This is a genomic window from Flavobacterium sp. SM15, assembly GCF_022012335.1.
Lineage (GTDB): Bacteria > Bacteroidota > Bacteroidia > Flavobacteriales > Flavobacteriaceae > Flavobacterium.
In genome coordinates, this window is record NZ_JAKLTO010000009.1 from 70,839 (window position 1) to 88,411 (window position 17,573).

19 protein-coding genes are annotated in these 17,573 nt (G+C 36.2%); 14 read left to right on the forward strand and 5 right to left on the reverse strand.

Annotated features, from left to right (window positions below; translation table 11 throughout):
- Positions 1-20 precede the first annotated feature (20 nt).
- Positions 21-608: a glutathione peroxidase gene (locus LZZ90_RS13270; protein ID WP_370640703.1), complete on the forward strand. Its 588-nt coding sequence runs from the start codon at positions 21-23 to the stop codon at positions 606-608.
- Positions 609-674: 66 nt separating this feature from the next.
- Here the strand turns inward: LZZ90_RS13270 and LZZ90_RS13275 are convergent, their stop codons facing one another.
- Positions 675-1,169 (reverse strand): GNAT family N-acetyltransferase, encoded by a 495-nt coding sequence (locus LZZ90_RS13275; protein WP_237791190.1) that lies wholly within the window; start codon positions 1,167-1,169, stop codon positions 675-677.
- 53 nt (positions 1,170-1,222) lie between these two features.
- Between LZZ90_RS13275 and LZZ90_RS13280 the strand changes: the two genes are divergently transcribed.
- From LZZ90_RS13280 to ygiD, 6 genes are all read left to right on the forward strand, one after another.
- Positions 1,223-1,888 (forward strand): lysoplasmalogenase family protein, encoded by a 666-nt coding sequence (locus tag LZZ90_RS13280; protein WP_237791191.1) that lies wholly within the window; start codon positions 1,223-1,225, stop codon positions 1,886-1,888.
- Between the two features lie 210 nt (positions 1,889-2,098).
- Positions 2,099-2,650, forward strand: a complete 552-nt coding sequence (locus LZZ90_RS13285) for a hypothetical protein (protein WP_237791192.1) — start codon at positions 2,099-2,101, stop codon at positions 2,648-2,650.
- 64 nt (positions 2,651-2,714) lie between these two features.
- Positions 2,715-4,367: a 2-succinyl-5-enolpyruvyl-6-hydroxy-3-cyclohexene-1-carboxylic-acid synthase gene (gene menD, locus LZZ90_RS13290; RefSeq protein ID WP_237791193.1), complete on the forward strand. Its 1,653-nt coding sequence runs from the start codon at positions 2,715-2,717 to the stop codon at positions 4,365-4,367.
- 94 nt (positions 4,368-4,461) lie between these two features.
- Positions 4,462-4,803, forward strand: a complete 342-nt coding sequence (locus LZZ90_RS13295) for a DUF2853 family protein (RefSeq protein WP_237791194.1) — start codon at positions 4,462-4,464, stop codon at positions 4,801-4,803.
- Positions 4,804-4,899: 96 nt separating this feature from the next.
- Positions 4,900-5,727, forward strand: coding sequence for a S1 RNA-binding domain-containing protein (locus LZZ90_RS13300; protein WP_237791195.1), 828 nt, complete (start codon positions 4,900-4,902; stop codon positions 5,725-5,727).
- Positions 5,728-5,813: 86 nt separating this feature from the next.
- Complete coding sequence (gene ygiD, locus LZZ90_RS13305) at positions 5,814-6,692, forward strand: 4,5-DOPA dioxygenase extradiol (protein WP_237791196.1); 879 nt, start codon at positions 5,814-5,816, stop codon at positions 6,690-6,692.
- Here ygiD and LZZ90_RS13310 read toward each other — a convergent pair.
- The 4 genes from LZZ90_RS13310 to LZZ90_RS13325 all read right to left on the reverse strand — a co-directional run bounded on the left by LZZ90_RS13310 (position 6,689) and on the right by LZZ90_RS13325 (position 10,032).
- Entirely contained in the window at positions 6,689-7,123 is a 435-nt protein-coding gene (locus tag LZZ90_RS13310; protein WP_237791197.1) for a PH domain-containing protein, read from the reverse strand. The two genes, ygiD and LZZ90_RS13310, sit on opposite strands and share 4 nt — an antisense overlap.
- Positions 7,124-7,150: 27 nt before the next feature.
- Complete coding sequence (locus LZZ90_RS13315; protein WP_237791198.1) at positions 7,151-8,341, reverse strand: serine hydrolase; 1,191 nt, start codon at positions 8,339-8,341, stop codon at positions 7,151-7,153.
- 258 nt (positions 8,342-8,599) lie between these two features.
- Positions 8,600-8,800 (reverse strand): hypothetical protein, encoded by a 201-nt coding sequence (locus tag LZZ90_RS13320; RefSeq protein WP_237791199.1) that lies wholly within the window; start codon positions 8,798-8,800, stop codon positions 8,600-8,602.
- Positions 8,801-8,913: 113 nt separating this feature from the next.
- Positions 8,914-10,032 carry a C1 family peptidase gene (locus LZZ90_RS13325; protein WP_237791200.1) on the reverse strand — a complete coding sequence of 373 codons (1,119 nt, stop codon included), beginning with the start codon at positions 10,030-10,032 and terminating at the stop codon, positions 8,914-8,916.
- A 71-nt stretch (positions 10,033-10,103) separates the two neighbouring features.
- On the opposite strand from LZZ90_RS13325, the gene LZZ90_RS13330 reads away from it, so the two are divergent.
- The 7 genes from LZZ90_RS13330 to LZZ90_RS13360 all read left to right on the forward strand — a co-directional run.
- Positions 10,104-10,943 carry a 1,4-dihydroxy-2-naphthoyl-CoA synthase gene (locus LZZ90_RS13330; RefSeq protein WP_237791201.1) on the forward strand — a complete coding sequence of 280 codons (840 nt, stop codon included), beginning with the start codon at positions 10,104-10,106 and terminating at the stop codon, positions 10,941-10,943.
- A gap of 9 nt (positions 10,944-10,952) precedes the next feature.
- On the forward strand, positions 10,953-11,495 hold the full coding sequence (locus LZZ90_RS13335; RefSeq protein WP_237791202.1) for a PH domain-containing protein: 543 nt from the start codon (positions 10,953-10,955) through the stop codon (positions 11,493-11,495).
- Entirely contained in the window at positions 11,485-13,005 is a 1,521-nt protein-coding gene (locus tag LZZ90_RS13340; RefSeq protein WP_237791203.1) for a PH domain-containing protein, read from the forward strand. Before LZZ90_RS13335 ends, LZZ90_RS13340 begins: the two co-directional genes overlap by 11 nt.
- Positions 13,006-13,327: 322 nt before the next feature.
- A complete protein-coding gene (locus LZZ90_RS13345) occupies positions 13,328-14,227 on the forward strand; it encodes a 1,4-dihydroxy-2-naphthoate polyprenyltransferase (protein ID WP_237791204.1) in 900 nt (299 codons plus the stop codon).
- A gap of 16 nt (positions 14,228-14,243) precedes the next feature.
- Positions 14,244-14,921: a metal-dependent hydrolase gene (locus LZZ90_RS13350; protein WP_237791205.1), complete on the forward strand. Its 678-nt coding sequence runs from the start codon at positions 14,244-14,246 to the stop codon at positions 14,919-14,921.
- Between the two features lie 121 nt (positions 14,922-15,042).
- Positions 15,043-16,086 (forward strand): o-succinylbenzoate synthase, encoded by a 1,044-nt coding sequence (locus LZZ90_RS13355; protein ID WP_237791210.1) that lies wholly within the window; start codon positions 15,043-15,045, stop codon positions 16,084-16,086.
- A 335-nt stretch (positions 16,087-16,421) separates the two neighbouring features.
- On the forward strand, positions 16,422-17,573 hold a 1,152-nt coding region (locus LZZ90_RS13360; protein ID WP_237791206.1), incomplete at its 3' end, for a SprB repeat-containing protein.

Here is a 17,573-nt window from a genome sequence, read left to right on the forward strand (position 1 = left end):
TTTTATAAAAAATAATACTAATGAAAAATGTAATTCTTGCCTTTGGGGTATTGTTTGTACTTGGATGCCAGGGGCAAAACCAAAATAAGAAAGCAATGGAAACAGCACAAAAAAATAAAGTAATGACTGCCCAAACCATTTATCAGTTTAAAGTAAAAGATATTGAAGGAAAGGAATTTGATTTTGCTTCTTTGAAAGGGAAAAAAATCATGATCGTAAACACTGCTTCAGAATGTGGTCTAACTCCGCAATACGAGCAATTGCAGCATGTTTACAATGAATACAAAGACAAAGGTTTTGTGATTGTAGGTTTTCCGGCCAATAACTTTGGAGCACAGGAACCTGGAAGCAATAAGGAAATCAAAGCTTTTTGTACTAAAAATTACGGGGTTACATTCCCGATGATGGAGAAAATCTCCGTTAAAGGCGACGACATGCACCCGCTATATCATTTCTTAACCGAAAAAAGCAAAAACGGTTTGGAAGACAGTCAGGTGGAATGGAATTTTCAAAAATACCTTATCAATGAAAAAGGGGAGTTGGAAAATGTAATCAACCCGAGAGTTTTACCAAACGATAAAGAAATCATTGATTGGATTAAGTCTTAAGTAAATCCTGTCAGAATTGAAAAATCCCAAACTTGAACGGTTTGGGATTTTTTATTGCTTTTAAAACTAAAGCAGTATCTGTACAAATATTGAATCCAGCCAGCGGTTAAATTTAAAACCGGTTTCTTTAATATGGCCGACTCTTTTAAACCCCATGCGCTCGTGAAAAGAAATGCTTCCGGTGTTTTCCGAATCGATCACTCCAATCATGGTGTGTAATTTTTGAAGTTTTGCCATTTCAATTAACTCTTTAAGCAATAACGATCCGATTCCGTTGCCGGTAAAATCTTTGTGCACGTAGACCGAATGTTCAACGGTAAATCGGTACCCAATTTTGAAACGAAATGGTCCATAAGTGCCAAATCCAACCACAATTCCGTTTTTTTCCGCTACCAAAAAAGGAAAACCCTTATCGCTTTTCTCTTTAAAAATTGCGGTTTGTTCTTCTAATGTTCGGGTGTCATAGTCCCAAATGGCAGTTGAATGAAGTATTTCATAATTAACGATTTCGAGTACAGCGGGAAGATCGTTTTTAGTGGCTTGTCGAATTGTTATTGACATTTGTGGAAAAAGTGTTAAATTTATATAAAACCAATACCGGTTTAAACTAGACCATGAAGTTACGAAATTTGCTTACAATATTGACCATTCTTTACTTTGTAAATCTTTTTCTGTACAGTATTTCTTCGTTGTTGGATTTGGAGGATATCAGTAGCTATTTCTGGTTTTTTAGAATTCCTATTTTAATTGTTTTATACCTTTCGGCTACCGTTAAAAGAAGTTGGGTTTATTTGATAGGATTGTTGTTTTATCAACTTGCTTCAGTCTTCTTTTTTACCGGTAATCCTGATTATTTTGTTTATGCGACGTTTTGTTCGGTTCTTTTTAAATTTTGCCTGGTGCTGCTTATTTTGGATTTGATAACAAAGAAAAATCGCTTGGCAATCGGGTTTGCTTTTCTTCCTTTTTTTGTACTGTATCTGTATGTTATTGAGATGGTTGTGGATTCGTTAGGTGACACTTATTATATTTGGATCATCAATGCACTGCTCACTTCTTTTATGGGAGGCGTTTCAATTATTTATTATCTTAATGATTCTGAAGAGGACGGATTTTGGCTGTTGATCAGTTCAATTTTATTCATTATTCAGATTGCTGCCTTTTTCATTAATAAATTTTACGTAAAAAGTGAAGGGATTTATCAGATGGTAATTCTCTCGTATGGTATTTCTCATTTTACGTTTTACAAGTTTCTGATCTTGAAAGAACAGAGGAAATAAAATTCAAATTAATTCACTGAATATCATTTAGTTACTTGTTGGGGTTAAAAAAAAGCCATAACTTTAAATATGGTTTTTCAGCAAAAACATAGTAGAGTCCTGGCTTTGATTGTACTGTATTTTTCAATAGTGATTTTTTACAGTATATGCGTTTATTTTGACTTTCAGCCATTAAAGGATTTCTTTGGTTTTTTGCGGGTTCCAATTCTTATGGGACTTTATTTTTATTCTTCTGCAAAGTTTGATTACATCTATGTTTTAGCTCTGATTTTTTTTCAGGCAGCATACCTTCTCTTTGGAAGTAATACTCCACAAAATATGTTTTGGGGTGCTGCTGCATCGGTAGTTTTTAGACTGTTGATTGTAATTATTATTTTCAGAGCAATTTCAGATAAACGCTGGAAAATGATTGTACTTAGTGGTATACCGATTTTGTTCATTTATTTTTATTTGATCAATCTGATACGGGAAAATGTGATTGACAGTTATTATTTATGGATGTGTAATGGTCTTTTGACAGCCTTTTTGGCCGGAATGGCAGTTTCTAATTATTGTTACAAAGACGATCAGAAAAGTTACTGGCTCTTAATTAGCGCGCTTCTTTTTGTGGTGCAGATTGGTCTGTTTTTTGTCAATAAATTTTATTTGAAACAACAACTGTTTCTTCAGCTCATTATTGTATTTTATGGGATTTCTCATTTTACTTTTTACAAGTTTATGGTTTTTAAAGATTTAGAATCGGTTGCAAAAGAAGCAATTTGAATGTACAAATTCCAAGCTCAGAACTAACCAAATATTCCTATCTTTGTTACTTACCGATTTTAAAATGATTTACCCAAAAATACCTTTAGCACAAAGCATTATCGAAATTTGTAAAGCTAAAGATGTACTCGATATCGTAATTTCCCCAGGATCCAGAAATGCACCGTTGACTATAGGTTTTGCCAGTAATCCATCGTTTGAATGTTTTAGTATTGCCGATGAACGCTGTGCTGCTTTTTTCGCTTTAGGAATTGCCCAGCAAAAACGAAAACCGGTCGCGTTAGTCTGTACTTCGGGTTCGGCGTTGTTGAATTATTATCCAGCCATTGCCGAGGCGTTTTACAGTCAGATTCCGCTTATTGTGATTTCTGCCGATCGTCCTAAAAATAAAATCGATATTGGCGACGGGCAAACCATTCGTCAGGAAAATGTTTATGCGAATCATATTTTATTCAGTGCAAATTTGCTTGAAGAAGCTTCTAAGGAAAACGATTCAAAAATAAACGATGCGATTCATACTGCGATAACCCAACAGGGTCCGGTTCATATTAACGCACCTTTTGAAGAGCCTTTGTATGAGACTGTTAGTGAGCTTAGGGTAAATCCGCTGCTTAAAGATTTAATGGCTGAGCCAATAAGTCTTCCTTCTTTGGAACCATTTGTCAATTTATGGAATACTGCTAAAAAGAAACTGGTTTTAATAGGAGGGAACCATCCAAATGAAATTGAAGAGCGTTTTATTAAGCAATTAGCTGAAGATGAATCGGTAGTTGTGATGACAGAAGTGACTTCAAACATTCATCATCCTAATTTCATTGCCAATATTGATACAATCATTACTCCTTTTACTGAGGAAGATTTTAAAGATTTTCAGCCGGAAATCCTGATTACTTTTGGCGGAATGATTGTTTCCAAACGAATCAAAGCTTTTTTAAGGAAATACAAGCCAATGCAACACTGGCACATTGACAAGCTTCGTGCGTATAATACTTTTGAGGCGCTTACACAGCATTTTGAAGTGGAGCCAAATGTTTTTTTTGAGACTTTTCTTCAGAAAACAAAAACTACGGAAAGTGATTATTTGCAAAACGCCTTGAATTTGAAATCGTTGCGTAAGGAAAAACACGATGTTTATTTGAACACGATTCCTTTTTCGGATTTAAAGGTTTTTGACAGCATTTTACCGAAGCTTCCCAAAAACGCTCAATTGCAAATCAGTAACAGTTCACCGATTCGTTATGCACAATTATTTCCGATAGATTCATCTATTGATGTTTTCTGTAATAGAGGAACAAGCGGCATTGACGGAAGCACAACAACTGCTATTGGAGCAGCTTACGCATCAGGAAAAGAGACAATAATGATTACTGGCGATGTCAGTTTCTTTTACGACAGCAACGCGCTTTGGAACAATTATATTCCTAAAGATTTTAAAATCATTTTGATTAATAATGCTGGTGGAGGTATTTTCAGAATTCTTCCAGGACATAAGGAAACCCCTGTTTTCAATACCTATTTTGAAACCACACATCAATTAACTGCTGAGTATTTGGCTAAAATGTATGGGTTTGATTATTTCAAGTCTTCAAACGAGCAAGAACTTGAAAAGGAAATAGATTCGTTTTTCAAAAATAATAAACCATCTATAATTGAAATTTTTACGCCAACGAAGGTTAATAATCAGGTATTGCTGGAGTATTTCAAAAGTTTAACATAAATATAATTTTATAGTGTAAGAAATCCTACTTGTTTTACGTTTTAGTTTTTAAATTTGAGAGAAGTATCATATTACAAACTTAAACTTGAACATTATGAGTAAAAGAGATGAATTGATTACAAAATACGCTGCCGATTTAAAAGACAAGTGCGGTGTAACCCCAAACATGGATTTATTAACCAAAGTGACCATTGGTTGTGGTCCGTCAATTTATAATGCTGATGCTGCAACGGTTTCCGGAAGTTCCGATTCAGAATTGGCAACGGTTAAAAATAACTTCCTGATTAAAAAATTAGGGTTGAAAGACGGTCCGGATCTGGATAAAGGCATTAATGCTGTAATTGAAAAATATGGCAAGTCCAATAAAAACAAATACAGGGCGGTAGTTTATTATTTGCTTACAACGCATTTCAAAAAAGAAAGTGTTTATAAGTAAGAAACAACAGTTATAGAATATAAGCGCCTGAAATGGGCGCTTTTTTATGGAAACCACTTTGAAACTTTGTAACTTTGCGGCTCTGAAACTTTATTTATGATCGAAATAGGAAAATACAATACACTGAAAATCGCCCGTGACACCAAAGTGGGGTTGTACTTAACTGATGGAACCACAGATATTTTGTTGCCAAATAAATACGTTCCTAACGAATATGAAATTGGCGATGAATTGGCTGTTTTTGTCTATTTGGATCATGAAGAACGTCCGGTTGCCACCACGCTTGAGCCTTATATTTTTCTGAATGAATTTGCATTGCTTCGTGTAAATTATACCAACAAGTTCGGTGCATTCATGAATTGGGGTATGGAAAAAGATTTGTTTGTTCCTTTCAAAGAACAGGCGCGTCCAATGGAGCAAGGAAAACGTTATTTGGTTTATATGTATATTGACGAAAAAACCAAGCGTCTTGTAGCTTCCAGTAAAACGAATCAGTTCTTAAAAAACGATGAAATTACCGTTGAAGTAGGGGAAGAAGTAGATTTGATCGTTTCTCACATTACTGAAGTTGGTATCAATGTGATTATCAACGAAAAGCACAAAGGATTACTTTATAAAAACGAAGTCTTTGAAGATTTGCGAACCGGAGATCGTATCATCGGTTTTATCAAAAACATCCGACCTGATGGAAAAATAGATGTTTCCCGACAGCCTTTCGGAATGGATCGAATCGATGCTTCGGCACAAGCTGTTCTAGATGAGCTTAAAGCTAGCAGAGGTTACTTACGTTTAAACGATGACAGCCATCCGGAAGACATTAAAACCGTTCTTCAAATGAGCAAAAAAACGTTTAAAAAAGCTATTGGAACCCTTTATAAGCAAAAGCTTATCGAGATTAAAGACGACGGTATTTATCTTTTGTAAATCAATGATTTATTGTTAAAAAATGCTAAATTAGATTAAGAGTAAAAAAATAATCATACATTTGTATATACAATAATTGTATAGAAATGGATAGATCGGATTTTATTAAAACTATAATAGGAGGAGCAGCCATGGCAAGTTTACAACCCTTTTACAACTGGACTCAGGATTTAAAGGAAGAAGACGTAAAACTTCCCGTTTTGTTTATCGGGCACGGTTCGCCCATGAACGGTATTGAGGATAATGAGTTTTCACAAAATTGGGCGAAAATGGGCAAAGAAATCCCTAAACCCAAGGCGGTTCTTGTAATTTCTGCGCATTGGTTAACAAGAGGAACGCACATCACGGCAATGAACAATCCCAAAACTATACATGATTTTGGTGGTTTCCCTCAAGCGTTATTCGAAGTTCAATATCCGGCTCCGGGAAATCCTGAATTGGCTTTAGCAACAAAACAGTTAATTACTTCTACGGATGTAGGTTTGGACCACGATTGGGGTCTAGACCACGGCACCTGGACAGTGGTTCGTCATATGTATCCCAATGCAGATATTCCGGTGCTTCAATTAAGTATAGATTACAGCAAACCACCGCAATATCATTACGATTTGGCCAAACAATTGGCAGCTTTGCGTAAAAAAGGGGTGTTGATTATTGGTAGCGGAAATATGGTGCACAACTTGCGTATGGTCGCTTGGGATAAATTAAGTGAGCCAGAATACGGATTTGATTGGGCTAATGAAATGAACACTATTTTTAAAAATAAAATCACAGACGGTAACCACAAAGCCCTGATTGATTATGAAACTTTAGATAAAGCTGCAAAATTGGCAATTCCTACTCCGGATCATTATTACCCAATGCTTTATAATTTGGCTTTGCAGGACAGTAAAGATGAAATCAGTTTCTTTAATGACAAAGCGGTTGGAGGTTCGCTTACCATGACTTCGGTTAAAATCGGTTAAGCGATTATTTGAATATTTGGATTGATTTTTAAAAGTTCGGCAACAAATTCCGATTTGTTTTTTGGGGAAATATAAATGTCGTCGAACTTGTTGTAAGTGATGGTTAAACCATAAGAACCCAGCGCCGGTTTCAAAATAGAAGTCACGTACCAGGTTTTTACATTCTCGATTTTATTTATTTTATTGATATTGATTTTCCCTCGAATTGGACCTGAACAATACAATAATTGATTTTCCTTTATTTTATAATTCGTGTCCAACAATATCCACAAAAGCATCGCAGCAACCAATCCCAGAAAAATTTTGATTTGAATCGGGATTTCTTCGCCTATTTCATTTTCTGCAATAAAAAATGAAGCGATAATTCCGAAAACCAGCATAACCAATACCGGAACCATAATGACATTTAAAGTTGAACGATAGGTTTTCATTTTACGTATTTTTAATCTTTATCGACTTTATTCTGCCCCGATTACTTCGTCGTTAAATTTGAATGGATAATCTCCGAAATGAGGTGCTAATTTCTTGGTTTGGTAAGTTTTATGAGTGTATTTGTTCGACAGGGAAATAATGGTCACATTCTCTTTTCTCAAAGTCACCAAAGAAGACGTATTACCATGCCACCAACCGTTATGGAAGAAATACTTCTGACCGGTTTCAAATTCCAGCATACGAATTCCTAAGCCGTAATTACGCTGGCCTTTTGTTTCATAGCTGTAACCCTTGAACATTTCGGCTTTAATTTTTTTGCTTAAAAACTCATCAGAATAAGTGGCAATATCGAATTTAAGCATATCTCTAGGTGTAGAATAGATATTCTTATCGCCGTAAACCTGATCCAAAAATTCAAAAGCAAGACGCAAATAATTGTTTTTATAGGATTGGCTTACGTCGTCTTTCTTTTCCAAATTGTCAAAAACGAAGGTGTTTTTCATTCCCAATGGTTTGAAAATCATTTCGTTCATAACGGTAGCATATTTTTTTTCGGTTACTTTTTCAATAATTAAAGCTAAAAGAGCATAATTGGTATTGCAATAGCCAAAACGGGTACCGGGTTTTGATTCCAATCCGATCGGCTTTGTTGCCAAAATATCTAAAACATCTTGATTTGTTAGAGTTTTGTGTTTATCCCAAACTCCTTTATCATCCGTAAAATAGGCATAATTACGCAAGCCGCTTCTATGGTTTAAAAGCATACGAACAGTAGTTACTTCGTGAGGAAATGTCGGCAAATAGGTTTGAACAGTTTTGTCCAGGTCGATTTTTCCTTCATCGACAAGTTTTAAAACGCAAACAGCAGTCATCATTTTACTTACCGAAGCAATGTGAATTGGTGTTTCCGCTGTAATTTTTTCTCCTTTTTCCTTATAAGCGTAACCACTGTAGTTTTCGTAGATTACCTGGCCATTTTTTGCCACAAGAAAACCTCCGCTGAAATCTTTCGGATTGTATTTTTTATTGTAAAAATTTTCTACATAATTTTTGTTGCTGGACAAAAACTTGCCTGTGAGCTTAGGAAAACTAACCTCATAATTATCAGCCAATAAGACGGTGTCGTTTACGCTATTGCCGTCTTTTCCGGATTTGTCTTTATTGCAGCTTAAAAATAAAAATAGTGAAAGTATAGGGATATATCGTGAAATTCTCATTGTAAATCTTGGTAAAAAGCAAATATAATTAACCAATAGAGTTTTCAAAATTCTTAATTAAAAATATTTCTGTTAAAATTTTCAAGTAGTTGTTTTTCATTGGTGTATAAAAAAACAATCGCCTCGATATATATCAAGGCGATTGCTAAATTTTATTTGTCTTCAAATGTTTCAATCAAAGCTGGTAAAAGATTAAAAGCGATGTTCACATTGTTCAACCTATGAATTTTATCATCCATTAAGGAATGACAAGCGTCCTTATTTTTTAGGAGTTGCCGTTGAATCCTTCACTTCTTCCACAGGTGCTACTTCATCAGTTTTAATACTATCAGTTGCAACTGAATCCACTTGCTCTTCCATAGTTGCCGGTGTTGTTTCTTCAGGTTTAACTTCAGAATTTTTACAACTAGCAAAAAACACTACAGATAAAAGAGCGACAAAAATTACAGATTTTTTCAAAGAATAAATTTTTTAAGTTAATAATTCAGTTATCCAAAAACCTCATTTTGAGGTAGTTAAAGTTACTAAAATTAAAATGAATTTCTAAAAATTTAACGTCTTTTTTTCAAGGATTATAATCCCAAATTTTTTCGTGTGGCTGCGGTCAAAGCGTCTTTATGCACCAATATGGAAATTGCTTTCAGTTTCATATACGGAACGCTCATGTATACATAACCACCATTGGCTACGCGTTTTTCATCGGTTCCCCAAGAATTTTTTACTTTATAGTAAACGTTTCCTTTTTGGTCTTTCATTTTTCCAACGATGTGCATTAAATGATCGTCAGTTGTGCTTTGGTTTTCAAATTCCTGCTGGCGGTATTCTGGTGTGATGTTTTTCTCTGGTTTGATTTCTGTCAGAATCATTTTGGCATCGTCATCATTAGCAGGAATTACAGCCACACCGTTTTTTCCCGAAAAAGTAGCTTCACTAACATCACAATCCAATTCCACAGTAAAGCCTTTCGCTAAAGCATTGTCAATGTTTTCAATGAATTCGTTCAATGGCAAATTATAAAAACTACCATTTGAGAAATTGTCCGGGATATTTAAAATGAAGGATTTGTAATTTGGCGCATGAGTAAACGATGAAATGGTTACATAAGCCGAAGGATTGATTTTTGTAAATTCCTGAAAGCTTTTTGGGGTGTATTTTTTTCCTTCGTAAGTGAATTCCGTTGGGTTTTTCCCGATGTAAACATCCAGTAAAGCTTCAATTCCTTTTTTCCAGTTTGGAGACAGTTTTTTTGCCGGATTTTCCACGTAGGTTTTCAGCATGCTTTCTAAAACCGCAACCATTTCAGTATGATTATGGTTTTCATAAGTTCCGTTTAAACCTGTGTAGGCGCTATTGGGAACCAAGCCGAAATCCGCAACGGAATTGATTACATCGTGTGCGAGTCCTCCTTCGCCAAACTGCGCTTTTCCTTGGCGCATTACATAATTATCTGCTTTTTTCGGATAAGTATTTCGAACCTGATACATTTCAGACAAATCGATTTTCTTTCCCGTCAAACGAATGATTTCCGACTCTAAAAAAGATGATGCAGAAAAACTCCAGCAGGTTCCCGTTTGCCCTTGGCTTATTACAGGTAGTGCTTCTAAATCGGTAACGGTTTGAAATTCATATTTTTGAGCATTTACGCTAAATAGAACACCTAATAATGCTGCCGAAACAAATAGTTTTTTCATGATATTTTAATTATTTGAAACCGCAATATAATGCAAAAAATGCGTTATTTTTACGCTAAAATTTTGAAATTATGAGTACGATCAACTGGCAAACCGTAAAAGAGTTTGAAGATATAACCTATAAGAAATGCAACGGCGTAGCTCGAATCGCCTTTAACCGTCCGGATGTACGCAACGCGTTTCGTCCCAAAACAACCAAAGAACTTTTAGAAGCGTTCCATGATGCCCATGAAGATACTTCCATTGGAGTGGTTTTATTATCTGCCGAAGGACCTTCTTCTAAAGACGGAATCTGGTCATTTTGCAGTGGAGGCGACCAAAAAGCAAGAGGAAAACAAGGTTATGTTGGAGATGATGGTTACCATCGTTTAAATATTTTAGAAGTACAACGTTTAATTCGTTTTATGCCGAAAGCTGTAATTGCAGTTGTTCCGGGCTGGGCAGTTGGCGGTGGTCACAGCTTGCACGTAGTTTGCGATTTGACATTAGCCAGTAAAGAACATGCTATTTTCAAACAAACGGATGCCGATGTAACCAGTTTTGACGGTGGTTATGGTTCTGCTTATTTAGCCAAAATGGTTGGACAGAAAAAAGCCCGTGAAATTTTCTTTTTAGGTAGAAATTACTCGGCGCAGGATGCTTTTGATATGGGAATGGTCAACGCGGTAATCCCTCATGCAGAGCTTGAAGACACAGCGTATCAGTGGGCACAAGAAATTCTTGAGAAATCACCAATTTCTATCAAAATGCTGAAATTCGCCATGAATTTAACCGACGATGGCATGGTTGGACAACAGGTTTTTGCCGGAGAAGCGACCCGTTTGGCTTATATGTCCGACGAAGCAATTGAAGGAAGAAACGCTTTCCTTGAAAAGCGTAAGCCTAATTTTGAGAAAAAGTACATTCCTTAATAGTTATCAATGCAAAATTTCACCAACGAAATCTTAAACACCAACGAACTTCCAAAATTTGAAGAAGTCACCTTTGAACCTTTACATCAAGATTATTGGAAAATCGTATTGATTCAAAAGTGTATTTTTTTGTTGATTTTGAGTGCAATTGCAGGCGGTTTTTTGTTTTTTAATGAAGAAATCAGAGCGTTTTGGCATTTTCTTGTTATAACAATCGTATTAATTTTTGGTTTGTCGGTACTTTTTGGAAGAATCAGTTTCAGGAAAAGAGGTTATGCTTTTCGTCAGCACGATTTACTGTACAAGAGCGGAATCATTTCCGAATCCACAACCATTATTCCTTATAACAGGATTCAGCATGTAGCTTTACACGAAGGTTTTATCTCGCGTCTGTTTGGCCTTGCTGAAATTGAAGTGTTTACAGCCGGCGGCGGGAACAGCGATATCCAAATTCCGGGTATCGAAAAGGAAAAAGCGCAGAACATCAAGCAGTTGTTAATGCAAAAACTAACGGAAGAACCTTCGAAGACAAGTTCCGAAAATGAGTACTAAACCCGAATTTAATCAGCCGCAAAGGCAATCTTTGGTGGGCGTTTTGGTCATGTTTACCGATACGTTCCAGAAAATTGCCCGTGCGATGTGGCCGATTTTGGTGATTTGGTTGTTTAAATTCAATGAGCTGAACAAAGTTTACCTGGCTTTAGGATTTGTTGCGGTTATCGCTTTAATTGGAATCATTGCCTATCTTCAGTATTGGAATTTTACGTTTTATATTGATGAAGACTCCGACGAATTCATTATCAATAAAGGAATACTCAATAAAACCAAAATTGCAATTCAACTGCATAAAATACAGCAGGTTAATATCAATCAAACGTTAATTCAGAAGCTTATCGGAGTTCACGCTTTGGATGTCGATACAGCAGGAAGCAACAAAAAAGAAGTTTCCATCCGTGCGATTTCTCATGATTTGGCGGTCGCTTTGAAAACGAAACTTTTGAGTGAAGCCAGAACATCTTCATCTGAAATTATAACCGAAGAAAGTACTCAAACTATAAACGAGAAACCTTTCATCAAAATCAGTATTCTGAGTTTAATTAAGGTTGGAATTACATCAAACTATGTAAAAACATTCGGTGTTTTGTTGGCTTTTGTCGGGACTTTGTATGAAAATTTCCAAAACCTGCTGCGCAATTCCGAATCGGTTCAGTCGGTCGATACCACAAAGCTGGACAATTTGTTTGATGCGAATCGAATTATGTATTCGGTACTAATGTTCATTTTAGTGATTTTCGTCTTTATCCTGGTTTTGAATTTAGGAAGAACGCTCATCAAATATTTCGATTTTGAAATTGCCCGACAAAACCGTTCGTTGTTATTGTCTTACGGTTTGCTGAATACCAAAAACACGATCATCAAACCGGAAAAGGTACAGATTATCACGGTAAGTCAGAATTGGCTCCAAAAAAAGATGAACGTTCTGAATTTCAAAATCAAGCAGGCCTCCGGAAGTGAAGACGGTCGTGAAGAGAAAAAATCTGCTATTGAAATTCCGGGTTGTAATGCTCAGGAAAAAGCGGAAATATTAAAACTGATCTTCAACGAAATCCCTGAAAAAGGCGCAATGATCAAACCGAACATCAGGTATTTATTGTTTCCGGTACTTTTTTATGTAGTGCTACCAGTATCGTTATTGTTGTTTTTTGGTTTTAAAGTGAATGAGGAATTGTTTGATTACCTATTTCTTTTGCCGGTTTACCTGATTTTCGTTGGAGTCATGCTGTTTTTCAGCTTTAAAAATTATCGTTTGTTTGTTAATGAAGATTATATCATCAAGCAAAGTGGCGCCTGGGACATCGACAACGAAATTATTGAGCCGCATAAAATTCAGTCCTTAAAAGTAAGCCAGCTTTTTTGGCACAAGCGTTTGAATATCGGAAGTTTACGAATTTCAACAGCCGGTGGCGACGTTACCTTTCATTTAGGGAATTTCGAAAACATCAAACAGCTTGTAAACAAATGGTTGTATCAGGTGGAAACCACAGAAAAAAATTGGATGTAGCTAATTATCAATTCAATAGCTTATGGGGAAAATAGTTAATTTTCTTGATAGACAAAGTAGAACGGTACTGTTTTTAAGTATTCTCTTGTTGTTATATTGGTTGGGAGCTAATTTGACAGACGTATATCGTTATGCTATTGTTGGAGCTATTTATGAATTTGTGTGGTTACCATTTTTGGCATTGCTTTTTGTACTACCAATCACAAATTTAATAATGCTGATAAAAAACAAGTTCAGTTATAAAAAATTATGGCTTTATGCCTTGTTGATAAACGGATTGACCGTATTGTACATATACATAAGCGTAGAGTATTAGAAAAATATGAAAGAATGGATTAAAGCCGCAAGGCTCAGAACGTTACCGTTATCGGTTTCGGGAATTATTGTAGGAAGCAGTTATGCTTATTTTAAAGGACATGAAAACTGGAAAATTGTGGTTTTGGCGTTGCTGACCACGCTTTTTTTTCAGATTTTGTCCAATTTTGCAAACGATTACGGTGATGGGGTAAAAGGAACCGACAACGAAAACAGGGTAGGACCAAAGCGCGCCATTCAAAGCGGAGCTATTTCTGTTAAGCAAATGAAAAAAGGTATCATACTTACTTCCTTGTTATCATTGCTTTCCGCTATGGCTTTAATTTACATTGCCTTCGGTAAAAAAGACTTTGGTTATTCCGTATTGTTTTTATTGTTAGGAATTGCTTCGATTGTGGCTGCGATTAAATATACCGTTGGAAAAGGCGCATACGGTTATAGCGGTTTTGGTGATGTTTTTGTTTTCATCTTCTTCGGATTGGTGAGCGTTTTGGGAAGTAATTTCCTTTTTACCAAACATTTCGAATGGTTGTTAATTCTGCCAGCAATTTCAATAGGTATGTTAAGCGTTGCGGTTTTAAACCTGAACAATATGCGCGACATTGAAAACGATAAAAATTCAGGAAAAAATACTTTAGTGGTAAAAATGGGATTGGAAACCGCAAAACATTACCATAATGTATTGGTCTTTATGCCAATGGCTTGCATGATTACTTTTTCGGTTTTAACCAGAACATCGCCAATTCCTATTTTATTGGTTAGTTTTATTCTGATCCGCCACCTTAAAGTAGTGAACAAGGCACAAACCTATAAAGACTTTGATCCGGAGCTTAAAAAAGTGGCTTTAGGAACTTTTTTTCTCTCACTGTTGTTCTTTTTATTTTTAGTAATTTTAAAGAAATATTAGTCAAAAAACTACAAATATGAAAATTACATTTTACGGTCACGCCTGTATCGGTATTGAAGTTAGCGGTAAGCACATTTTGGTGGATCCGTTCATTACCGGAAATCCGAAAGCTTCTCATATCGACATCAATACGTTAAAAGCAGATTACATTTTGGTTACCCACGCGCACCAAGACCACGTTTTGGACGTAGAAGCCATTGCCAGAAGAACTAATGCAATCATCGTTTCCAACTATGAAATCGCAACCCATTACGGAAATAAAAAACTGAATTACCACCCAATGAACCACGGCGGAAGCTGGAAATTCGACTTCGGAACCGTAAAATACGTAAACGCGATTCACACCAGTTCTTTTGCAGACGGAACTTACGGTGGAAACCCGGGCGGATTCGTAATCGAAGGCGAACACAAAAACATCTATATTGCTGGTGATACGGCCTTAACAATGGACATGAAACTGATTCCGATGCGTACCAAGCTGGATTTGGCAATTCTTCCAATCGGCAGTAATTTTACGATGGATGTAAACGACGCTATTGTTGCATCAGACTTTTTAGACTGCGATAAAATCCTTGGTTATCACTACGATACGTTTGGTTTTATTGTCATCAACCATGAAGAGGCCATCAAGAAATTCTTCGACAAAGGCAAAGATTTAATGCTTTTAGACATCGGAAATTCTATCGATTTATAATTTTTGGAGCGAATGGTCTGTGTTTATTTGCAGGCCATTTTCCCGCTTTCCACTTTTGCGAGGCAACCGTTTCAATCGGGGCTAGAAGGCAAACCATTTTTGTATAAGTAAAAAAACCATGATTCGCGCATCCTATAAAAAATACATTCTCAACTTTAAAAGACCAAGCGGAACTTCACGCGGCGTTTTGACGGAAAAAGAAACCTGGTTCATCCTTCTGGAGCAAAACGGAAAAAAGGGAATAGGCGAGTGTGGTATCCTTAGAACATTAAGCATCGACGACCGTCCGGATTACGAAAAAATGCTAAAATGGGCGTGTGAAAACATACATTTAGGAAAAGAGCAATTATGGGAAGCATTACGCGAATTTCCTTCGATACAATTCGGGATTGAACAGGCATTTTTGTCTTTAGAAAGCAAAAATCCCTTTGTCTTATTTCCTTCTGAATTTACTTCCGCAAGCCAAAGCATTCCAATAAACGGTTTGGTTTGGATGGGTGATGAAGCTTTCATGAAGCAACAAATTGAAGAGAAATTGGCAACCGGTTTTAACTGCATCAAACTTAAAATAGGAGCCATAGATTTTCAGCAAGAACTTGATTTACTTCAATTCATCCGAAATAATTTCGATGAAAAAACCATTGAAATACGCGTTGATGCAAACGGAGCATTTCCTCCCGACAAAGCTTTAAATAAACTTCAAAAATTATCCCAATTCAAACTGCACAGCATCGAACAACCAATCAAAGCCGGAAATTGGGATGCAATGGCAGCATTATGCCAAAAAACTCCGTTTCCAATTGCTCTGGATGAAGAATTGATCGGAATCTTTTCTTATGAAGAGAAAGAACGCTTGTTGCAAAGCACCAAACCCCAATACATCATCTTAAAACCAAGTTTAATAGGAGGATTTCGAGGCTCTGAAGAATGGATTGTGTTGGCTAAAAAATACCAAATCGGTTGGTGGATTACTTCTGCATTAGAATCTAATATTGGTTTAAATGCGATTGCACAATGGACCTTTACCCTTCAAAACCCAATGCCACAAGGCTTAGGGACAGGTGCGCTTTTCACTAATAATTTTGATTGCCCGCTCGAAGTTATAAGCGGAAAACTTTACTATAATAAAACCCAACTTTGGAATATTCAAACTTTAGATAAATAAAAAAGGGACATAATAGAAAAACTGCTTTACGCGGTTTTTTTTATTCGTTTTATCGAATATTTAGCATTTTGTTAAGATTAACCTAAATCATAATCTTAAATTAGTCTTCACTTTTATTGCAATTACTTTGTACTGAATTGTTTAATCGGTCTTAAATACCACTCTAGAGCCATTAAGCATCCAAAAGTAAATTCTTTTGTTCGAATCGAATCGGGTGAACTGTTATGTTTCATTTCTTATTGATTTTGAACCCCTTATCATTCTGCATTTTATTGCCGTTTATATTTTTGGATATAAACACAAAATACTTTTTGTCTAAATAATACCATATTTCTATGAAGACATTATTACTAAAAAATGGGTTTTGGAGTCCTTTTATTCTATTTACTTGCTTGCTGATATCGACCATTACTTTTGGTCAGGCAACGCTTGTCTCAGATCAGATGGATTATCCACCGGGAGCAACTGCGACTTTTACTGGTAGCGGTTTTGAGCCGGGAGAACAGGTTATCATGTTGGTACTTCATTACGATGGAACGCCAAATACGGGAACGGATCATGATTCTTGGATGGTTACGGCCGATGAAGCCGGTAATTTTATAACGACATGGGTTGTTTGTGAGGATGATTGTTTAGGATCAACTTTAATTGCAACTGCTGATGGCTTATCATCTAACTTGCATGCAGAGGTTATTTTTACAGACACACTCGATTGGTGTTTAAGTGTCTCTCAAACATCTTTTTGTTCAGGGGCAAATTCAACATTATCTTTTACCGCATCGGTTTTAGGTTCATCTAGCCCTGGGCAGGTAGGGACTATTCGTGTTACAATTCCTTCGGGATTTACATTAGGGGCATTAAGTATAACAAGTACTCCCCTTGGAAAGACTTGGGCTATTTCTAATTCTGGAAATATAGTATGTATTACTGCAAATTCAAATGCTGAACGGATAGTAAGTGGAGATCAGGTAAAATTTAATGTGGTTGTAACAAACCCAACTGTAGTTACAAATACAAATTATGGATTAACTTCTGATGGAAATAACAATAGAAATACTTGTGGTGCGGTTGGAGTAGGACCACATACAAGCTGTCCTTCACTGAATGTCACAGTTAATAGTCCTTTATCAGTATCAGAAACTCATGTGAATGTTTCCTGTTCTGGTGGTTCAAATGGATCAATAAATATCACTCCAACTGGAGGGGCATCTCCTTACACATATCTTTGGACAGGAACAGGTGTTATCGCTTCTGTTGAAGACCAATCGGGATTGTCGGCAGGGAATTATAGTGTAACAGTAACTGATAACAAAGGATGTACATTCACTTTGTCGGGTATCCAAATCACTCAACCGGCCGCGGCACTTTCAGCTTCAGAAACTCATGTGAATGTTTCGTGTTTTGGAGGTTCAAACGGATCAATTAATCTAACTGCATCTGGCGGAACTACACCATATACATATCTTTGGACAGGCCCAGGAGTAAAC

Excerpts from the sequence above, each read along its gene's own strand:
- LZZ90_RS13270 (WP_370640703.1), top strand. The coding sequence starts at position 21 with ATGAAAAATGTAATTCTTGCCTTTGGGGTATTGTTTGTACTTGGATGC.
- LZZ90_RS13330 (WP_237791201.1), top strand. The coding sequence starts at position 10,104 with ATGAGTACGATCAACTGGCAAACCGTAAAAGAGTTTGAAGATATAACC.
- LZZ90_RS13340 (WP_237791203.1), top strand. The coding sequence starts at position 11,485 with ATGAGTACTAAACCCGAATTTAATCAGCCGCAAAGGCAATCTTTGGTG.
- LZZ90_RS13315 (WP_237791198.1), bottom strand. The coding sequence starts at position 8,341 with ATGAGAATTTCACGATATATCCCTATACTTTCACTATTTTTATTTTTA.
- LZZ90_RS13280 (WP_237791191.1), top strand. The coding sequence starts at position 1,223 with ATGAAGTTACGAAATTTGCTTACAATATTGACCATTCTTTACTTTGTA.
- ygiD (WP_237791196.1), top strand. The coding sequence starts at position 5,814 with ATGGATAGATCGGATTTTATTAAAACTATAATAGGAGGAGCAGCCATG.
- LZZ90_RS13345 (WP_237791204.1), top strand. The coding sequence starts at position 13,328 with ATGAAAGAATGGATTAAAGCCGCAAGGCTCAGAACGTTACCGTTATCG.
- LZZ90_RS13325 (WP_237791200.1), bottom strand. The coding sequence starts at position 10,032 with ATGAAAAAACTATTTGTTTCGGCAGCATTATTAGGTGTTCTATTTAGC.
- LZZ90_RS13350 (WP_237791205.1), top strand. The coding sequence starts at position 14,244 with ATGAAAATTACATTTTACGGTCACGCCTGTATCGGTATTGAAGTTAGC.
- LZZ90_RS13295 (WP_237791194.1), top strand. The coding sequence starts at position 4,462 with ATGAGTAAAAGAGATGAATTGATTACAAAATACGCTGCCGATTTAAAA.
- LZZ90_RS13335 (WP_237791202.1), top strand. The coding sequence starts at position 10,953 with ATGCAAAATTTCACCAACGAAATCTTAAACACCAACGAACTTCCAAAA.
- LZZ90_RS13275 (WP_237791190.1), bottom strand. The coding sequence starts at position 1,169 with ATGTCAATAACAATTCGACAAGCCACTAAAAACGATCTTCCCGCTGTA.
- LZZ90_RS13300 (WP_237791195.1), top strand. The coding sequence starts at position 4,900 with ATGATCGAAATAGGAAAATACAATACACTGAAAATCGCCCGTGACACC.
- LZZ90_RS13285 (WP_237791192.1), top strand. The coding sequence starts at position 2,099 with ATGGGACTTTATTTTTATTCTTCTGCAAAGTTTGATTACATCTATGTT.
- LZZ90_RS13310 (WP_237791197.1), bottom strand. The coding sequence starts at position 7,123 with ATGAAAACCTATCGTTCAACTTTAAATGTCATTATGGTTCCGGTATTG.
- menD (WP_237791193.1), top strand. The coding sequence starts at position 2,715 with ATGATTTACCCAAAAATACCTTTAGCACAAAGCATTATCGAAATTTGT.